The 16,833-nt window shown below is 69.1% G+C and carries 17 protein-coding genes and 2 tRNA genes; 9 read left to right on the plus strand and 10 right to left on the minus strand.

Annotation, left to right across the window (positions count from 1 at the left end; translation table 11 throughout):
* The first annotated feature begins 80 nt into the window (after positions 1–80).
* The gene (locus AC0QTQ_RS09100; RefSeq protein WP_480259169.1) at positions 81–1,094 is read left to right on the plus strand and encodes an AbrB family transcriptional regulator; all 1,014 of its coding nucleotides are present in this window, start codon (positions 81–83) and stop codon (positions 1,092–1,094) included.
* Between the two features lie 98 nt (positions 1,095–1,192).
* Here AC0QTQ_RS09100 and mepK read toward each other — a convergent pair whose 3' ends face one another.
* Positions 1,193–1,747, minus strand: a complete 555-nt coding sequence (gene mepK / locus AC0QTQ_RS09105; protein WP_394342941.1) for a peptidoglycan L,D-endopeptidase MepK — start codon at positions 1,745–1,747, stop codon at positions 1,193–1,195.
* Positions 1,748–2,056: 309 nt separating this feature from the next.
* On the opposite strand from mepK, the gene AC0QTQ_RS09110 reads away from it, so the two are divergent.
* The 4 genes from AC0QTQ_RS09110 to AC0QTQ_RS09125 are packed head-to-tail and all read left to right on the plus strand — an operon-like array spanning position 2,057 to position 6,316.
* Positions 2,057–3,679 (plus strand): L,D-transpeptidase family protein, encoded by a 1,623-nt coding sequence (locus tag AC0QTQ_RS09110; protein ID WP_480259170.1) that lies wholly within the window; start codon positions 2,057–2,059, stop codon positions 3,677–3,679.
* Positions 3,680–3,726: 47 nt separating this feature from the next.
* A complete protein-coding gene (locus tag AC0QTQ_RS09115) occupies positions 3,727–4,827 on the plus strand; it encodes a UDP-3-O-(3-hydroxymyristoyl)glucosamine N-acyltransferase (RefSeq protein ID WP_480259171.1) in 1,101 nt (366 codons plus the stop codon).
* A gap of 6 nt (positions 4,828–4,833) precedes the next feature.
* Positions 4,834–5,109 (plus strand): acyl carrier protein, encoded by a 276-nt coding sequence (locus tag AC0QTQ_RS09120; RefSeq protein WP_480259172.1) that lies wholly within the window; start codon positions 4,834–4,836, stop codon positions 5,107–5,109.
* Between the two features lie 4 nt (positions 5,110–5,113).
* Positions 5,114–6,316, plus strand: coding sequence for a beta-ketoacyl-[acyl-carrier-protein] synthase family protein (locus tag AC0QTQ_RS09125; RefSeq protein WP_480259211.1), 1,203 nt, complete (start codon positions 5,114–5,116; stop codon positions 6,314–6,316).
* A gap of 60 nt (positions 6,317–6,376) precedes the next feature.
* On the opposite strand, the gene AC0QTQ_RS09130 is transcribed toward AC0QTQ_RS09125, so the two are convergent.
* A complete protein-coding gene (locus AC0QTQ_RS09130; protein ID WP_480259173.1) occupies positions 6,377–7,057 on the minus strand; it encodes an invasion associated locus B family protein in 681 nt (226 codons plus the stop codon).
* Positions 7,058–7,511: 454 nt separating this feature from the next.
* On the opposite strand from AC0QTQ_RS09130, the gene AC0QTQ_RS09135 reads away from it, so the two are divergent.
* Positions 7,512–9,089 (plus strand): helicase HerA-like domain-containing protein, encoded by a 1,578-nt coding sequence (locus tag AC0QTQ_RS09135; protein WP_480259174.1) that lies wholly within the window; start codon positions 7,512–7,514, stop codon positions 9,087–9,089.
* Here AC0QTQ_RS09135 and AC0QTQ_RS09140 read toward each other — a convergent pair whose 3' ends face one another.
* Positions 9,090–9,377 carry a DUF6477 family protein gene (locus tag AC0QTQ_RS09140; RefSeq protein WP_480259175.1) on the minus strand — a complete coding sequence of 96 codons (288 nt, stop codon included), beginning with the start codon at positions 9,375–9,377 and terminating at the stop codon, positions 9,090–9,092.
* A gap of 220 nt (positions 9,378–9,597) precedes the next feature.
* Here AC0QTQ_RS09140 and AC0QTQ_RS09145 point away from each other — a divergent pair, with 220 nt between their 5' ends.
* Positions 9,598–10,713 (plus strand): DUF6456 domain-containing protein, encoded by a 1,116-nt coding sequence (locus tag AC0QTQ_RS09145; RefSeq protein WP_480259176.1) that lies wholly within the window; start codon positions 9,598–9,600, stop codon positions 10,711–10,713.
* 14 nt (positions 10,714–10,727) lie between these two features.
* Here AC0QTQ_RS09145 and AC0QTQ_RS09150 read toward each other — a convergent pair whose 3' ends face one another.
* On the minus strand, positions 10,728–11,153 hold the full coding sequence (locus AC0QTQ_RS09150; protein WP_220668830.1) for a glyoxalase superfamily protein: 426 nt from the start codon (positions 11,151–11,153) through the stop codon (positions 10,728–10,730).
* Positions 11,154–11,414: 261 nt separating this feature from the next.
* A complete protein-coding gene (locus AC0QTQ_RS09155) occupies positions 11,415–11,777 on the minus strand; it encodes a diacylglycerol kinase (RefSeq protein ID WP_480259177.1) in 363 nt (120 codons plus the stop codon).
* Between the two features lie 360 nt (positions 11,778–12,137).
* Here AC0QTQ_RS09155 and AC0QTQ_RS09160 point away from each other — a divergent pair.
* Together AC0QTQ_RS09160 and AC0QTQ_RS09165 are read left to right on the plus strand one after the other, a co-directional pair.
* Positions 12,138–12,212: transfer RNA gene (locus tag AC0QTQ_RS09160), tRNA-Lys, on the plus strand.
* Positions 12,213–12,408: 196 nt separating this feature from the next.
* Positions 12,409–12,483: transfer RNA gene (locus AC0QTQ_RS09165), tRNA-Lys, on the plus strand.
* A 117-nt stretch (positions 12,484–12,600) separates the two neighbouring features.
* Here the strand turns inward: AC0QTQ_RS09165 and AC0QTQ_RS09170 are convergent.
* The 5 genes from AC0QTQ_RS09170 to AC0QTQ_RS09190 are packed head-to-tail and all read right to left on the minus strand — an operon-like array spanning position 12,601 to position 16,822.
* Positions 12,601–12,996, minus strand: a complete 396-nt coding sequence (locus AC0QTQ_RS09170; protein WP_480259178.1) for a hypothetical protein — start codon at positions 12,994–12,996, stop codon at positions 12,601–12,603.
* A 2-nt stretch (positions 12,997–12,998) separates the two neighbouring features.
* Entirely contained in the window at positions 12,999–13,385 is a 387-nt protein-coding gene (locus AC0QTQ_RS09175; protein WP_480259179.1) for a response regulator, read from the minus strand.
* Positions 13,376–14,245 carry a CheR family methyltransferase gene (locus AC0QTQ_RS09180; RefSeq protein ID WP_480259180.1) on the minus strand — a complete coding sequence of 290 codons (870 nt, stop codon included), beginning with the start codon at positions 14,243–14,245 and terminating at the stop codon, positions 13,376–13,378. Before AC0QTQ_RS09180 ends, AC0QTQ_RS09175 begins: the two co-directional genes overlap by 10 nt.
* 1 nt (position 14,246) lies before the next feature.
* Positions 14,247–14,708 (minus strand): chemotaxis protein CheW, encoded by a 462-nt coding sequence (locus AC0QTQ_RS09185; protein WP_121532181.1) that lies wholly within the window; start codon positions 14,706–14,708, stop codon positions 14,247–14,249.
* A 5-nt stretch (positions 14,709–14,713) separates the two neighbouring features.
* Entirely contained in the window at positions 14,714–16,822 is a 2,109-nt protein-coding gene (locus tag AC0QTQ_RS09190) for a chemotaxis protein CheA (protein WP_480256324.1), read from the minus strand.
* Positions 16,823–16,833 lie beyond the last annotated feature (11 nt).

The raw sequence follows: 16,833 nt of genomic DNA on the forward strand, positions 1-16,833 counted from the left end.
TTTCCCCGTGCCGGGGTTTTCCCTTTTGCACTCAAGGCGCTATATCAGGGCACAGGGCAGAACGCGCAAAAGGGGCAGGAATGCTGGAGCGGCAGAAGGCAGTGATCCTTGCGGTGGTGATCGGCGCGGTGGGGGCAGGGGTTTTCACCGTGCTCGGTGTGCCGGCGGGGGCGCTGATCGGGGCGAGCCTTGCCGTCGCGCTGGCGGCGGCGGCAAGCCTGCCGGTCGACGTGCCGGCGCGGCTGCGCGATGTCGCCTTCTGCGTGATCGGGATCTCGCTCGGTTCGGGGATCGACCCCGACATCGGGCATCGGGTGATCGCCTGGGGGCTGAGCCTCGGTTTTCTCGTGCTGTCGCTGATCGTCACGCTGGCCTGCGGTGCGCTGGTGCTGACGCGGGGCTTTGGCTATTCGCGCGAGACGGCGGTGCTGGCGACGGCGCCGGGGACGATGTCGAACGTGATTGCGCTGGCGCTCGAGGGGCGGGGCGATGTCAACGCGATCATGGTGCTGCAGATCGTGCGGATGCTGGTGCTGGTGGCGCTGGTGCCGCCGCTTGCCACGCTGCTCGACGCGGCACCGGCGGCGCCGATTGTGCGCGCGGCGATGCCGTTGCTGCCCTTCGCGGGGCTGCTGGCGGTGGCCTATGGTCTTGGCTTCCTCGGCCAGCGCCAGGGGGTGCCGGCGGCCTGCCTGCTGGCGGGGCTGGTGCTGAGCGGCGGCGCGCATGCGGCGGGGCTGGTGCAGGGGGCGGCGCCGGCCTGGGCGTTGTTCGCGGGCTTCATCCTGACCGGCGCGACGCTCGGAACGCGGCTGACCTCGGTCGGGCTGCTTGGCATCCTGCGCATGGCGAAGGCGGGGGCGGCGCTGATCGCCACCACGCTTGCCGTCTCCTTCGTCTTCGCGGCGCTGGCCTCGACCGTCACCGGGCTGCCGCTGGCCGAGGTCTGGATCGCCTTCGCCCCGGGCGGGGTCGAGGCGATGGCGGCGATCGGCCTGTCGCTGGGCTTCGACCCGGCCTATGTGGCGCTGCATCACTTCGCCCGGATCCTGACGCTGATCGTTCTCGTGCCGCTCGCCACGCGGGGGCGCTGAGCCCCCGGCCGGGGCGGACGCTGCGATTCGGCCGTTTCCACAAACGAAAAAGCGCCGCGGGAGGCGGCGCTTGTTTCCGGGCAGCGATCTGCGGCGTCTCAGCCGTTCCAGGTGCGGACCTGGCCGCAATCCATGTGCACGAAGTTCGAGCGCATGTATTTGCCGACGCCGCCGGCGTGGCAGGCCGTCGCGGCCGAATAGATCTGCGGCACCGAGCGCGACTTCAGCCGCAGATCGGCGGCCATGCCCTTCATGTGCAGCGAATTCTGTGCAACCCCGCGCGAGCGGGCGCGCAGCATCGCATTCGTCGCGGGCGAACGATAGCCGGACAGCATCATGTAGGGTTCGCTGGTGTCCATCAGCCGGTGCGAGGCGGCGGCGATGTCGACGGTGCGCGGGTCGATGGTGATCTTCTGATCGGTCCGCCAGTCGCGCATGAAGTGGTTGATTTCCTTGAGGGCTTCGGGGATGTACTCGCCCTCGATCCAGTACACGGTGTCGATGCTCTCGCCGGTGCGGCCGGAATACATCTTGATGCGTCGGATATCACCGGCGCCGCGCAGAAAGCCGAAGGCGTTCGATGCGGTCGGCGCGGCCGTGACAGCGGTCGCGGCGAAGGCTGCAAGAAGCCCGCGGCGGGAAAGTGTCGTCATGCTCATATCCAGTTCGCCTGTCCTGTCGTTCGAGGGTGCCGTCATTCGACGTGCGGTTGAAACCTGCCTACCCCCTACCATGGCACAGTTATGGCACAGGCTCTGCCGTGTTCCAATCGCGGAATCGGGATCGGCAGAACGCAAGGGGGAAAATCGGCAGGTTTCTGCCCAATTTGCTTGCCTGTTGCGCAGCCGTCGCACCGCTGTGCCTTCGGCGCCGCAACCCGTGCCGCTTTGTTGCGCAGATCTGGACAGTTCCGGGCTTTTGCAGGACGCTGGGAACATTGATGTTTCAGGGGGAACGGGCAGATGTGGGGTGCGATGCGCGGTTTCGGCGGCGCGGCGCTGCTGGCGGCGTTGATGGCGGGCACGGCGATCGGCGGAACGGTGCTGCCGACCGATGCCGGCGCGCCGATGATCGACGGGTTTTCGCAGGCGGTAGCCGAGGGCGTGGCCGGCAACGAGGGCCTCGCCGCCTTCTATGCCGCGCGCAGCTATGCGCCGATCTGGACGACCGGTGCCGATGCCGACCGCCGCGCCGCCTTCTTCGCCGCCCTCGACGGGGCCGGGGCGCATGGCCTGCCGGTCGACCACTATGATGCCGCGGGGCTGCGGGCGCGCTTTGCCTCGATCCGCTCCGAGCGCGAGCGCGGCCTGCTCGAGGCCGACATGTCCCGCACCTGGGCGGATTATGCGCATGACGTCTCGAACGGCGTGCTCGAGCCGAAGAAGATCGATCCGGGTCTGGTGCGCGAGATCCCCCGCCGCGACACCGCCGAGCTGATCGCGGGCTTTGCCGCGGCCGAGGTGCCGGCGCGCTTCCTGCGCGATCTCGCCCCGAGCGCGCCGCAATACGCCCAGCTGATGCGCGCGCGGCTCGACCTTGCGGCGCAGATGGCGCAGGGCGGCTGGGGCGCGACGGTGCCGGCGAAGGTGCTGCGCCCGGGCGAAAGCGGGGCGGCGGTGATCGCCCTGCGTGACCGGCTGCAGGCGATGGGGTATCTCGGCCGCTCGGCTAGCCCGCGCTATGACGCGGCGCTGCAGAAGGCGGTGCAGCAGTATCAGCTCGACCTTGGTCTCAAGTCCGACGGCGTCGCCGGCGAGGCGACGCTTGCCGAGATCAACCGCAGCCCCGAGGAGCGGATGCGGTCGATCCTCGTCGCGATGGAGCGGCTGCGCTGGATGAACGGGATCGACCTCGGCGCGCGCCACATCTGGGTGAACATCACCGATTTCTCGGCCCGCATCGTAGATCACGGCAAGACCACCTTCGAGACGGTGACCGTCGTCGGCCAGAACCAGGCCGACCGCCGCACGCCCGAATTCTCGGACGAGATGGAGATGATGGTGATCAACCCGAGCTGGTCCGTGCCGCGCTCGATCACCGTCAAGGAATACCTGCCGATGATGCAGCGCAACCCGAATGCGGCGGCGCATATCAACCTGGTCGACAGCCGGGGCCGCACCGTGCCGCGCTCGGCGGTGAATTTCGCCGCCTACACCGACAAGACCTTCCCCTTCGCGATGAAGCAGCCGCCGTCGGATGGCAATGCGCTCGGGCTGGTGAAGTTCCTGTTCCCGAACAAGTACAACATCTACCTGCACGACACGCCGTCGAAATCGCTGTTCAGCAAGGACGTGCGCGCCTTCAGCCATGGCTGCGTGCGGGTCGGCAAACCCTTCGAGCTGGCCTATGCGCTGCTGGCGCCGCAGGCGGCCGACCCAGAGGCCTATTTCCAGCAGATCCTCGCCACCGGGCAGGAGACGACGGTGCGGCTGGAGACGCCGGTGCCGGTGCATCTGGTCTATTTCACCGCCTGGCCGACGGCGAGCGGACGGATGGAATATCGCGCCGATGTCTATGGCCGCGATGCCGCGCTCTTTGCCGCGCTTGAAAAGGCAGGGGTGGAATTGCCGGTGCTCTCGAACTAGATCGGAGACGGGCGTTCCTCCGGGCGCCGGATCTCGAGGAGGCAGGCATGGCACAGACCGTTGAAACCATTGCGCGGGCGCTGAATGCGCGGGCGGAGGGCGACCTGAGCCTGCCGATCGACGGCGCGTCCGAGCCTGCGGCCGCCGGCCAGCGCCAGCTTGCCCTTGCGATGAGCCCGAAATACGCCGACGGCATCCGGGCCGGCGAGGCGCGCGCGGCGCTTCTGTTCGAGGGGGCGGACTGGCGTTCCTACGGGCTCGAGGCGGCGATCTTCGTCGAACGCCCCCGGCTTGCGATGGCGGGGTTGTCGAAGGCGTTCGATCCGGGCCCGGAGATCGCGCCGGGCATCCATCCGACGGCGCTGGTCGACCCCACGGCCGAGATCGGCGAGAATGCCGCGATCGGCCCCTTCGTGGTGATCGGACGCGGCGTGAGCATCGGCCCGAACGCCCGCATCGGGGCGCATGCGGTGATCGCCGAAGGCACCCGGATCGGGGCGGATGCGCTGATCCTCTACGGCGCCCGGATCTGCGCGCGGGTGGTGATCGGCGATCGCTTCATCTGCCACCCGGGCGCGGTGATCGGCGCCGACGGCTTCTCCTTCGTCACCGCCGAGAAGTCGGGCGTCGAGGAGATCCGCGAGACGCTGGGCGAGCGCGCCCATTTCCACGATCAGCACTGGCACCGCATCCATTCGCTCGGCACCGTCGAGATCGCCGATGACGTCGAGATCGGCGCCAATGCCTGCGTCGACCGCGGCACGGTGCGCGCGACCTCGGTCGGGCGGGGCACGAAGATCGACAACTTCGTGCACATCGGCCACAACGTGCAGGTGGGCGAGGACTGCCTGCTGTGCGGTCAGGCGGGCGTCGCGGGCTCGACCCGGATCGGCAACCGCGTGGTGCTGGCGGGGCAGGTCGGCGTGTCGGATAACATCTTCGTCGGCGATGACGTGATCGCCGGCGGCGGCACGAAGATCATGTCGAATGCCCCCGCCGGTCGCGTGCTGCTTGGTTATCCGGCGATCAACATGAAGACCCATGTCGAGGCCTGGAAAAATATCCGCCGTCTGACAAGATTGTTTGCACAGGTGGCCGAGCTTCGCGAAACTGTTGCAAAGCTGTCCGAAAAGAAGGGCGGAAATTAACGGCAGATGAGGCCAGACGTGGAAGACCAGATCATTTCCATCATCGCCCGCGAGGCGGTGCTCGAGCCTGCGGAGGTGCGCCCCGAGATGACGCTCGAGGAGCTGGGGCTCGACAGTCTCGGCCTCGTCGAGATGATCTTCGCCATCGAGGAGACCTTCGGCGTCTCCGTGCCCTTCAATGCCAACGAGCCGACGCAGACCGAGTTCGACGTCTCCTCGGTCGGGGCGATCGTGCGCGCGGTCGAGCGGCTGATCGCGGGGCCGGCGGCGGCGGTTGCCTGAGCCGATGCGGCGCGTCGTCATCACCGGGGCCGGGACGGTCAACGCCCTGGCCCGGGACCTGCCCGGAACCCTTGCGGCCATGGCCGAGGGGCGCACGGGCATCGGGCCGCTCGACCTGCCCGATGTCGAGAGGCTGTCCATCCGGATCGGGGCGCAGGTGACGGGCTGGGAGCCCGAGGCGCTCTTCGACCGAACGAAGCTTTCCCTCTATGACCGCTTCACGCAATTCGCCCTCGTTGCGGCGGGCGAGGCGATGGCGCAGGCGGGGCTGGCCGCGGTGCCGGGCGATCCGGTCCGCTGGGGCTGCGTGATGGGCACGGCGGGCGGCGGCAACGGCACGGTGAACGACGCCTTCCGCGCCGTCTTTGCCGAGGGCAAGAACCGCGTCCATCCCTTCACCGTGCCGCGGCTGATGAACAATGCCGCCGCCTCGCATCTCACCATGGCCTGGGGGCTGATGGGGCCGGCGTTCTCCGTTGCCACCGCCTGTGCCAGCTCGAACCACGCGATCGGTCTGGCCTTCCAGATGATCCGCGCCGGCATGGCCGACGGGATGTTGGCGGGCGGCTCGGAATCGATGCTGAACTTCGGCGGGCTGAAGGCCTGGGAGGGGCTGCGGGTGATGTCGCCCGAGGGCTGCCACCCGTTCAGCCTGGGCCGCACCGGCATGGTGCAGGGCGAGGGCGCGGCCGTCTTCGTGCTCGAGGAGTACGAGGCCGCGCGGGCCCGGGGCGCCGAGATCCTCGCCGAGATCCGCGGTTTCGCGATGACCTCGGACGCGGGCGACATCGTCATGCCCTCGGTCGAGGGCGCGACGCGGGCGATGCGCGGCGCGCTCGCCGATGCCGGGATCGCGCCCGCAGAGGTCGGCTATATCAACGCCCATGGCACCGGCACGGCGGCGAACGACCGCACCGAGGCCGCGGCGATCCGCACGGTTTTCGGGGATGCGCCGCCGCCCGTTTCCTCGACCAAGGCGGCGCACGGGCATTGCATCGGCGCGACCGGGGCGGTCGAGCTGCTCGCCTGTCTTCTGGCGCTGCGCGACGGGGTGCTGGCACCCACGCTGGGCTTTCAGGCGCCTGACCCGGATTGCCCGCTCGACGTGGTGCCGAATGTGGCGCGGACGGCCGATGTCTCGGTCGCGATGTCGAATGCCTTCGCCTTCGGCGGGCTCAACGCGGTGCTGGTGCTGAGCCGGGCGTGAAATGCAGGACGCCTCCCCGAGGGGAGGCGTCGCAAACCCTTGCAGGTTTTCAGCGGCCGATCACTGTTTCGGGGCCGGCGCCGGCGAAGCCGAGGTCTGCGCGCTGACCTTGGTCACCGCGTCATAGGCGGCGGTGAAGCCCTTGAGCGAGATCGCCACCGTCACCGGGTGATCGGGCGCGGCGACCGGAACCACCGTCATCGAGACCTTGTTGCCCTTCTTGAAGGCGGCAAGCTCTTCGGCGGTCAGGCCGACGCGGGCGAAGCAGCCCACCGGAGCGCAGAAGGTGAAGGGGTAGGACCGCGCCTCGTTGGTGTCGATCTTCAGCGTCACGCCCTGCGTCAGCAGCGTTTCGAGCGGGGTCATGATCGTCGCACCGGCGACCGCCTTGGCGCTGCCGGTCAGTGCCACCATCGAGATGTCGGCGACGTTGTTGCCCTTCTCGTCCTTCAGCAGCTGATACATCTGGCACGGGTCATTGCCGTCTTCGGTGTGCACGCATTGCAGCGCCCAGTCGTCGAAGGTCTTGGCGATGTAGGTCGTGCCGGGGCCGTCGGGCTGCTTGTCGGCGGCGGGCGCCGGGGTCTGCGCCGGGGTGGCGGGGGCGGCCGCGGCCGGAGCCTCGGCAGCAGGAGGAGTCGTCGCGGCGCCGTCGGTCGCGGGGGTGTCCTGCGCGAAGGCGGCCGGGGCGGCAAGGCCCAGGGTCAGCGCGATCGCGAGGCGTTTCGTCAGCTCAGTCATTCTAGCCTTCCATGCTGAACGGGTGTCCCCGTCGACCTAGCACGGCCGCAAGCGCCTGTCAGCGGGCAAAACCGCGCGGGGGGGCAGGCAGAGGGGCGCGGACCATTACAGTTGCGTGAGCGGCAGGTGAGGCGGGGCAGAAGAAAAGGGCTCCGCATGCGGAGCCCTTTCCATCTTTCCCCCTGCCGGACTGGGCCGACTTTGTCATTGGGGTGAACGCTAAATCGGAACGAAATTTTCGTCAACTGTCAAATGACGCTTCTGTAAATGCCTGTTTTCATGAAAAAATGCGGCACCTTTGCGGGGTGCGGCCAGTCCGACAGGGAGGAGGGCCCCCGGTGCGGGCCCTGCGCGCCGGGGGACAGGTTCAGGCTGGCAGCGAGAGGTTAAATTTGTATTCTGCCGGGTAACGGTGATGCGCGCCCGGACCGGGGCGCAGGGGTGTGAGGGACGGATGACGGGTGTTCTGACCGAGGCGGGGATCTTCGTGGGCGGCGGCGGCGAGGGGCATGCACTGCCGCAGCAGTTGCTGCTGAAATACGGCAACCGGCACGGTCTGGTGGCGGGCGCCACCGGCACCGGCAAGACCGTGACCCTGCAGGTGCTGGCCGAGGCGTTCTCGGCCGCCGGTGTGCCGGTCTTCATGGCCGACGTGAAGGGCGACCTTGCCGGCATCGCGATGGCGGGCACGGCCACGGGCAAGCTGCACGAGGCCTTTGCCGCCCGCGCCGCGACGATCGGCTATGACCTGTCCTATCGCGATTTCCCGGTCACCTTCTGGGATCTCTTTGGAGAGCAGGGCCACCCGGTGCGCACCACCGTCTCCGACATGGGGCCCTTGCTGCTGTCGCGGCTGCTCGGCCTGACCGAGGCGCAGGAGGGGGTGCTGAACATCGCCTTCCACGTCGCCGACAGCGAGGGGCTGGCGCTGCTCGACATGGCGGACCTGCGGGCGATGCTGGTCGATATCGGCGAGCGCGCCGACGAGCTGTCGCTGCGCTACGGCAATATCGCGACGCAATCGGTGGGGGCGATCCAGCGCGCGCTTCTGGTCCTCGAGAACCAGGGCGCGGTGAAGTTCTTCGGCGAGCCGGCGCTCGATCTCGCCGACATGATGATCCCGGCGCCCGACGGGCGCGGCCGGGTCAACGTGCTGGCCGCCGACAAGCTGATGGGCAGCCCGCGGCTTTACGCGACCTTCCTGCTCTGGCTGCTGTCAGAGCTTTTCGAGCAGCTGCCCGAGGTGGGCGACCCGGACAAGCCGAAATTCGTCTTCTTCTTCGACGAGGCGCATCTTCTGTTCGATGACGCGCCGAAGGCGCTGGTCGACAAGGTCGAGCAGGTGGCTCGGCTGATCCGCTCGAAGGGGGTGGGGGTCTATTTCGTCACGCAGAACCCGGCGGACGTGCCCGAGGACATCCTCGGCCAGCTCGGCAACCGGGTGCAGCACGCGCTGCGCGCCTTCACCGCGCGCGACCAGAAGGATCTGAAGCGCGCGGCCGAAAACTACCGCGCCAATCCGCGTTTCGACACCGAGGATGCGATCCGCGAGGTCGGCACCGGCGAGGCGGTGACCTCCTTCCTCGAGGCGAAGGGCGTGCCGGGCATGGTCGAGCGCACCCTCGTGCGCCCGCCGCAATCGCGGCTTGGCCCGCTGACGCCCGAGGAGCGTCGCGCGATTCTGGCCGGCTCTCCCTTCGGGCTGAAATACGACAAGGTCATCGACCGCGAGTCGGCCTACGAGATCCTCACCGCGCGCGCGGCCGCCGCCGCACAGGATGCGGCCGAGGCCGAGGAGACGGCCGCGCAGGACAAGGCCGCGACGGCCGACGCGGCGCGCGAGTTCAGGAATGCGCGCCGCTATGACGGGGGCAAGACGGCCAAGGCCACGCCCCCGACCCGGCGCAGCAGCTCCTCGCGCAACGACAGCCTGCTCGAGACCTTCGGCAAGAGCCTGGTGCGCCAGCTTGGCACCAAGGCCGGCCAGCAGATCGTGCGCGGCGTTTTGGGCACGCTGTTCCGCGCCCGCTGATCAGGCGCCGGTGCGCGGCAGAAGCCGCGCCTCGGCCATCATCGCGATCAACAGCTCGATGTGGCGCGTCAGACTGTATTGCGCGCCCCCCTCGCGCCGCTGCGCCTCGAGCGTGGCCTCCTCGACGATCAGCGCGCGCAGCGCCGCCTCGGGCGTGGGCACCTGCGCCAGCCGCATCAGCCGCCGCAGGTCGCGCGCGCGGTTGTAGTCGCCCTGGCCACAGCGTGCGGCGCGGATCAGCAGGCGCGGCCGGCGCAGGGTGGCAAGGATCTCGTGAAGGTCGGTCATGGCGGGCCCCCGTGCAAAGACCGGCCCAGCTTCACTCAACCTTTACGGGTGTTGCGCAAAGCCGCACTCAACCGTGCGGCGCGTTTTGAGATCTTTAGACTTTCTAAAGAAATCTGGGGGTCGCCCGAGCTGTTAACGGACGGGTAATCAAAACAACCCACGGTTGTTAACGACGAAATGGCGGCACGGCGACGGTGCCGGCGCCGATCCGGGGGAAGACATGACGACGATCAGCCCGTTTCTGACGCCGCTTCCTGCATGGCTGCCGGACCATGCGCGGCTCTATCTGCGCCATGTCGAGGAGGGGATCCCGATCCGGCAGCTGGCGCGGGCCGAGGGCTGCGCAGCCTCAACCGTTCTGCGCCGCGTGCGCCGGGTCGAGGCGCGGCGGGACGACCCGCTGGTCGACGAGGCGCTGGCGCGTCTCGGTCATGGCTCCGCCTTCGTCGAGACGGCCGTTCATCGAGAGGACGAGACCGAGATGACCGCACCGATCCGCACCCCGGGCCTTCCCGCGGACGAGGAGCTTGTGGCGCGCGAGGGGCGCCGGATCCTGCGCCGCCTGGCCGAACCCGCGGCCCTTCTCGTCATTGCCGACGACATGGACAAGGCCGTGGTGCTGCGCGGCACGGTGCGCACCGCGGTGACCGAGCGCGCGCTGGCCCGGGCCTTCGCGCTGAAGGACTGGATCCAGGTGCGCCATGCGGCGCGGGTGACGAGCTATGAGATCACCGTCGCCGGGCGCGCCGCGCTGAAGCGGATGATCGAGGAGGAGAACCTGGCCCGCGGTCTGCCGGCGGGCAAGGATCCGGGCTCGACCTTTGCCGGGCAGCACCGCGACTGGGGCGAGCGCGCGGTGGCCGAGGACGGCGCCCGGCCGCGGCGGCTGCGCGCGAACCTCGCCGAAAGCCCGCTTGCGGTGCTGGCGCGGCGGCGCGATGCGCAGGGGCAGCCCTTCCTTGGCGCGGATCTTGTCGCCGCGGGCGAGCGGCTGCGCGAGGATTTCGAGCTTGCCCAGATCGGCCCGCGCGTTGCGCAGAACTGGGAACGCTTCCTGACCGGGGGCGAGCGCACGGGCTATCGTCCCGATCTCGGCCCGGGGGCGGGCGGCTCGGAGCGCGCCCGCGATCGCGTCGCCGCGGCGCTGCGTGACCTCGGGCCGGGGCTCGGCGACATGGTGTTGCGCTGTTGCTGCTTTCTCGAGGGGCTCGAGACCGCCGAGCGGCGGATGGGCTGGTCGGCGCGCTCGGGCAAGATCGTGCTGCGGATCGCGCTGATGCGGCTGAAGCGCCATTACGACGAGACCTATGGCGGGGCCTCGCCGCTGATCGGCTGAGGGGCAGGGGGGCGCTAGCGCCCCCCCATCTCGATCACCAGATGCGGCACGCCGTCCGAGGTGTGGCTGTGCGACCGCCCCTCGGCGTTGATCGTCGCGCGGATCTGCGTGCGCAGGTTCGAGAAACTCTCGAAGCGCACGACATCGACCGGCGTGTCGAAGCGGATCTCGATGTGGCGGTGACTGTCGGGCCCCGAAAGGCCGATGATCCGCCCGGTGAAGGGCTGGCCCAGATAGCGGCCGGACACCGCATCGCCAAGCGCAAGCTCGGGCGGGGCATTGCGCAGGGCAAGGCGCGCGTGCAGCGTGTTCCAGTCCTTCGCGCCCTGCTGGCGCGCGACCAGCTCAAGCGCCTGCGCATGGCTGATTGCCGTGCCCTGCGCCAGAAGCGCCGCGCGCAGGGCCTTGGCCTGCGCCTTGGCCTCGTCGAGGGTCATCATGGCCGTGCCTCCGCGCGGAAGGTCGGCGGGACCGGATGTCGTGGTTGAACGGCGTGTCGGACGGACATCGCTCACTCCTCTGGATCGGCATTTCAGAAGGGATGGGAGCCTGCGTTGCCCACACCGCGAAATGCATCGGGGGGTGAGATGTCGTCTTCTTCCGGGCTTCACCGTGACGTGAGTCTGCAGGCGGCAGGTGCCCGGCACCTTGTCGCAGCACATAGGCGATCGGGCCCTTCGGGTCAACCGTGAGCCGCAGCCTCAGCCCAGCAGCACGACAAGCCAGGCAGTCCCGACCGAGATCGCCGTCACCATCACCATCGCCGAACCGACGTCCTTCGCCTTGCGCGCCATGTCGCTGCGCTCGGGGCTGATCCGGTTCACGATGGTCTCGATCGCGGTATTGGCCAGTTCCGCCGCCAGCACGAGGAAGCCGAGCGCGATGATCAGGGCGCGTTCGCCGGCGCCCATGTGCACGACCAGCGCCAGCGTGATCGAGATCGCCTGCGCCACGGTCCACTGGCGCAGCGACTTTTCGGTGGCCCAGGCGGCGATCCAGCCGTGCCACGACCAGGTGGCCGTGTTGTGAAGCCGCCAGAGCTCGGATGAAAGGAAGCGCAGCATTTGTCCCCTCCTGACCCTTCCTGCGAAGGGTAAGCGCGCGGGGCGGAGCGGGCCAGATCTTTCTGTGCCGCGGTCGACGAAGTCGCAGGCCACAGAGGCGACAGCGCGGCGAGGGCTGGTGGTCAAAACCGACTCGGCCCTGGCCCCGCCGGTGCGGACGAGTCGGGTGGCAGGGCGGCGGAAGTCGGTCACCGGTGTCCGTGGGGGGGCATTGAAAAGGCCATGGGAAACAATGCCGTACCCTTGTTTTCCTGGGGCTCCGCCGCGCGCTGCCGAGGCGTTTCGATGGTGCCGAAAATTCTTGCATAAATCTGTCATTCTGGGGTTGCGTTCCCCCCCGGAAAGAACGATTAAGGCGCCGGACCGGTAGCTCAGTGGTAGAGCAGCTGACTCTTAATCAGCGGGTCGAGGGTTCGAAACCCTCCCGGTTCACCAAACTCCCCTTTCGTGAAGAGCGCCGCCGAAAAGGCGGGCTGCCGGGCCCGGTTTCGCGGGCAATTCGGGACGTGTTTCACCTGGAGCCGCCGCATGGCGCCCTCCGCGGCAGTTCGACGATCCGTTTCGGCGGGCCTCGTCATAAAGTCGGAATCTTGGGGTTGCGTTCTGCGCCGGAAAGAACGATTAAGGCGTCGGACCGGTAGCTCAGTGGTAGAGCAGCTGACTCTTAATCAGCGGGTCGAGGGTTCGAAACCCTCCCGGTTCACCAAACTTCCCCTTCGTGAAGACCACCGCCGAAAGGCGCGCTGCCGGCCCCGGTTTCCCGGGGCATTGTCGTGGCTCGGGGCTTTCGTCGCGGCTCTCCGGGGCCCTCCGGCCGGTCCGCTCAGAACCACTGCACCTCGCCATCCTCGCGCGGCGAGTCGATCCGTGCCGGGACGGCACGGGAGCCGGGCAGGGCAAGGGCATGTGCAAGCCCCTGCAGCCGCAGCTGCGAGGCCAGGATCCGCGCGTCGATCTGCAGATCCTGCGGGATCTCGCGCGACAGCGTGCCCAGCAGCCGCCCGAGATCCTCGAGCGCCTGGGTGATCAGGTCGATCCGTTGCAGACCGCGGATCGCGTCCGGGTCCGTGTGCTCGCAGAAATGGCACAGCGACAGGGCAATCTGCACCTCGCCCGAAAGCTGCGCGAGCCCGTCGATCTCCTCGGCGATGCGGGCGGCCAGCGCATCGAGGGCAAGCGCGCTGCCGGTCGTCGAAACGGGGCCCGCCGGAGGGCGCATGGTCACAACCTCCCCACCACGGCCTCGATGCCGGCGCGCAGTTCCTGAGGCGTGAAGGGTTTCTTCAGGAAGTTGTTCATTCCGAACCGGCGCCCGAGATCGATCAGAGTGCTGTCGGCGCGACCGGTGATCAGGATGAAGCCGACCCCCTTGGTGCGGGCATTGCCGCGCAGCGCCTGCAGCAGCTGCAGCCCGTCCATTCCGGGCATGTTGTAATCCGAGATCACCAGATGTGCCGGCGCGGTCTCGATCGTCTGCAGCGCGCTTGGGCCGTCGGTGGCATGCCCGACCTGGCGAATCCCCATCCCGTCGAGCGCCTGCATGATCAGCCCGCGGCTCGTCGACATGTCGTCCACCACGAGGACACGCAGCTGGTCTCTCAAAGCCATTCCGTTTCTCCGTTCGCCCCGGCGTCCTGGGGCAGCCTGTAGGTGGTGATTCCCGCGGTCTCGAGCCGGCTTTCGGCACGCGCGATCCGCTCCGAATGGCCGACGAAGATCCAGCCGCCCGGTTCGAGCACCTCCTCGAACCGCGCCCACAGGCGCGCCTGCGCCAGCGGATCGAAATAGATGACGACATTGCGGCAGAAGATGATGCTGAACCGCCCGCGCATCGGCCAGGGGCCATGCAGGTTCAGCTCGCGGAAGGTGACGAGGCGGCGCAGGCTGTCGACCACCTGAACGCCCGCGGGCACCGGCTGGAAGAAGCGGGCGCGCAGCGCCGGCGGCACGGTGTCGAGCAGCTGCGGGTCATAGATCGCCGCCTGGCCGCAGGCGATCACCTGCGGGTCGATGTCGGTCGCGAGGATGCGGATGTCGAGCGCCTCGTGATCGGGGGCAAGCTCGGCCAGCACCATCGCGATCGAAAACGCCTCCTGCCCGTTCGAGGAGCCGGCCGACCAGATCCGCACCCGCCCGCCGGCCCGTGCCCGCGCGATCAGCGGCGGCAGGGCGCGGCTGCGCAGCATCTCGAAATGGTGCTTTTCGCGGAAGAAATGGGTGACGTTGGTGGTCAGGGCCGAGATCATCGCCTTCAGCTCGTCCTCGCCGCTCGCCGAGGTGACGAGGGCCAGATAGCTGCGATAGTCGCCGATCCCCAGCCGGCGCAGGCGCTTGCCAAGCCGCGACTGCACCATTGCGCCCTTGCCCGGGGCAAGGACGATGCCGGCCCGGCTGTGCAGGATCTGGGCGATGGCCTGCAGGTCGGTCTCGGTCGGGACGTCCGGCGCAAGAAGGCGCGGGATCTCCATCTCAGGCGGCCTCGGCCGACTGGTCGGGCAGCACCGCGCGCAGGTCGAGCACCCGGATCATCCGGCCGTCGACGATGGTCAACGCCTCGATGAAGCTCTGCTCCTCGTCGGCGAGCAGCTCGGGCGGCGGCTGCAGGGCGCTGCGCGGCAGCGACAGGATGTCGGAGACGGCGTTGACCAGCAGCCCGGTGGTCTGGCTGCCGACCTGGACGACGATGATGACATTGCGCGAATCGCCCGGCACCGGCGCCATGCCAAGCCGCACCGAGAGATCGACCACCGGCAGCACCGTGCCGCGCAGGTTGATCACGCCGCGCACATGCGGCGGGGCGTGCGGCAGCGGCGTCGCGCGGGTCCAGCCGCGGATCTCGCGCACCGACATGATGTCGACGCTGTATTCCTCGTCGGCGAGGCGGAAGGACAGAAGCTCGACTTCGGCGGAAGGGCTTTCGGGGGTGCTCATGGCAATCATCCTGCAAGGGCGAGGGGGCTGATCCGGGTGCGGCCGGTGGCGGTCTGGACAAGGTCGGCGGTGTCGAGGATCAGGGCGATGCGGCCGTTGCCGAGGATCGTCGCCGCGGCGACGCCCGGGATCCGGCCATAGGCCTGCTGCAACCCCTTGATCACCACCTGCCGCTGCTCGTGGATCGCGTCGACGATCAGCGCGGCGCGCGAGCCGTCCTCCTGTGCGGTGAGCAGCACGATGCCGCCCTCGTAGGAGGGTTTGGGCGCGCGATAGCCGAGTTCGGCGCCAAGGTCGTAAAGCGGCACGAAGGCGCCGCGCAGGTGGATCACGTTGGTCTGCGGCCCAAGTGCGCGGATGTCGCCCTCGGCCAAGGTCGCTGTCTCGAGGATCGAGGAGAGCGGCACCACCAGCGTCTCGTCGGCGACCGACACCACCATGCCATCGAGAACCGCGAGCGTCAGCGGCAGCGAGATCGAGAAGCGGGTGCCCTGGCCCGGTGCCGACTGGATCGTGACGCGGCCGCCAAGTGACTGGATCGCCTGGCGCACCACATCCATGCCGACGCCGCGGCCCGACAGCGCCGAGACCTGGCTTGCCGTCGAGAACCCCGGCAGGAACAGCAGCGCATCGATTTCCGCATCGGTCAGCGCCGCGTCGGCCGGAATCAGGCCGCGGGCGAGCGCGATCTCGCGCACCTTCGGGCGGTTGATGCCGGCGCCGTCGTCGGCGACCTCGATCACGATCCGGCCCGAGCGGTGCTGCGCGGTGAGCGAGATCACCCCCTCGGCCGGCTTGCCGGCGGCAAGGCGCAGCTCGGGGGTCTCGAGCCCATGGTCGACGGCGTTGCGGATCATGTGGGTCAGTGGCTCGGCCAGGCGTTCGATCACCGTCTTGTCGACTTCGGTCGCCTCGCCTTCGGTGTGCAGGCGCACCTCCTTGCCGACGGCGGTCGAGGCCTCGCGCACGATCCGGGCCATGCGCTGGAACAGCGGCTTCACCGGCTGGGCGCGGATCATCATCACGCTGTCCTGCAGGTCGCGGGTCAGCATCATGAAGGCCTCGAGCCCGGTCATCACCGCCGAATTCGGCGGCAGCCCGGCCTCGGCCACGCTTTGCGCCAGCATCGCCTGGTTGATGACCAGCTCGCCCACCAGGTTCACAAGCCGGTCGATGCGGTCGAGATCGACCCGCACGGTGGCGGCGGTCTCGCGCGGTGTGGCGCGGCGCTCGACCTGCCCGGGCGGCGGCGCGGGCTCGGCCGGGGCCTTGGCCACAGCGGGGGGCGGCGCGACGGAGGTCTCGGCCTGAGGGGCGACGATGGCGGGGGCGGGCGGCCTCGCGCCGGCCGCCTCGGCCTCGCGCCCGATCTCGAGCGTGCAGACATCCTCGACGAAATCGAACACCTCGCGCAGCTCTTCCTCGGCGATCTCGCCGGGCAGGGCGATGCGCCAGGACAGCAGCGCCGCATCGGGGCGCAGCGCCTCGAGCGCCGGCACGTCCGAGGAGTCGCAGCTCACCTCGGCCGCGCCGAGGGCGGCAAGCGCGCGCAACAGGTGCAGCGGCTCGTTGCCCGAGGCATAGAGCGCGTCCGCGGGGCGGAAGCGGATGATCCAGCGGGCGGGGGCGGGCAGGTCGTCGGGCGCGTCGAAGTCGAGGGCAAGCGGGATCGGCTCGAACGCGAGGGGAACCGGCTGGAACTCGGGCGAGACCTCGGGCTCCGCCGGGCCGCCGATCAGCGTTTCGAGCGCGCAGAGCACCGCCTCGGCCCCCTCGGGCGCGGGCGTGCCGTCATGGGCGGCGCGGACGTGGTCCTGCAGCAGGTCGGCGGCCTGGAAGAAGCTGCGCACGGCGTCCGGCGTGACCTCGAGCCGGCCCGCGCGCAGCGCGTCGAGCACGGTCTCGTAGCGGTGCGCGAAGGCGACGAGCGCGTCGAGCCCGAAGGCCCCGGCGCCGCCCTTGATCGAATGCACGGCGCGAAAGACGGTGTTCACCGTCTCGCTGTCGCTGCTGCCGTCCTGCAGGGCAGAGAGCGAATCCTGCAGGCTTTCCAGCAGCTCCTCGCATTCGACGAAGAAGCTTGCCCGGATCTCCGCCATCGGATCGGTTGCCATCGCGCCCCCCC

This window comes from Paenirhodobacter sp. YD-8 (assembly GCF_056590935.1).

Excerpts from the sequence above, each read along its gene's own strand:
- AC0QTQ_RS09100 (WP_480259169.1), top strand. The coding sequence starts at position 81 with ATGCTGGAGCGGCAGAAGGCAGTGATCCTTGCGGTGGTGATCGGCGCG.
- mepK (WP_394342941.1), bottom strand. The coding sequence starts at position 1,747 with ATGACGACACTTTCCCGCCGCGGGCTTCTTGCAGCCTTCGCCGCGACC.
- AC0QTQ_RS09110 (WP_480259170.1), top strand. The coding sequence starts at position 2,057 with ATGTGGGGTGCGATGCGCGGTTTCGGCGGCGCGGCGCTGCTGGCGGCG.
- AC0QTQ_RS09115 (WP_480259171.1), top strand. The coding sequence starts at position 3,727 with ATGGCACAGACCGTTGAAACCATTGCGCGGGCGCTGAATGCGCGGGCG.
- AC0QTQ_RS09120 (WP_480259172.1), top strand. The coding sequence starts at position 4,834 with ATGAGGCCAGACGTGGAAGACCAGATCATTTCCATCATCGCCCGCGAG.
- AC0QTQ_RS09125 (WP_480259211.1), top strand. The coding sequence starts at position 5,114 with ATGCGGCGCGTCGTCATCACCGGGGCCGGGACGGTCAACGCCCTGGCC.
- AC0QTQ_RS09130 (WP_480259173.1), bottom strand. The coding sequence starts at position 7,057 with ATGACTGAGCTGACGAAACGCCTCGCGATCGCGCTGACCCTGGGCCTT.
- AC0QTQ_RS09135 (WP_480259174.1), top strand. The coding sequence starts at position 7,512 with ATGACGGGTGTTCTGACCGAGGCGGGGATCTTCGTGGGCGGCGGCGGC.
- AC0QTQ_RS09140 (WP_480259175.1), bottom strand. The coding sequence starts at position 9,377 with ATGACCGACCTTCACGAGATCCTTGCCACCCTGCGCCGGCCGCGCCTG.
- AC0QTQ_RS09145 (WP_480259176.1), top strand. The coding sequence starts at position 9,598 with ATGACGACGATCAGCCCGTTTCTGACGCCGCTTCCTGCATGGCTGCCG.
- AC0QTQ_RS09150 (WP_220668830.1), bottom strand. The coding sequence starts at position 11,153 with ATGATGACCCTCGACGAGGCCAAGGCGCAGGCCAAGGCCCTGCGCGCG.
- AC0QTQ_RS09155 (WP_480259177.1), bottom strand. The coding sequence starts at position 11,777 with ATGCTGCGCTTCCTTTCATCCGAGCTCTGGCGGCTTCACAACACGGCC.
- AC0QTQ_RS09170 (WP_480259178.1), bottom strand. The coding sequence starts at position 12,996 with ATGCGCCCTCCGGCGGGCCCCGTTTCGACGACCGGCAGCGCGCTTGCC.
- AC0QTQ_RS09175 (WP_480259179.1), bottom strand. The coding sequence starts at position 13,385 with ATGGCTTTGAGAGACCAGCTGCGTGTCCTCGTGGTGGACGACATGTCG.
- AC0QTQ_RS09180 (WP_480259180.1), bottom strand. The coding sequence starts at position 14,245 with ATGGAGATCCCGCGCCTTCTTGCGCCGGACGTCCCGACCGAGACCGAC.
- AC0QTQ_RS09185 (WP_121532181.1), bottom strand. The coding sequence starts at position 14,708 with ATGAGCACCCCCGAAAGCCCTTCCGCCGAAGTCGAGCTTCTGTCCTTC.
- AC0QTQ_RS09190 (WP_480256324.1), bottom strand. The coding sequence starts at position 16,822 with ATGGCAACCGATCCGATGGCGGAGATCCGGGCAAGCTTCTTCGTCGAA.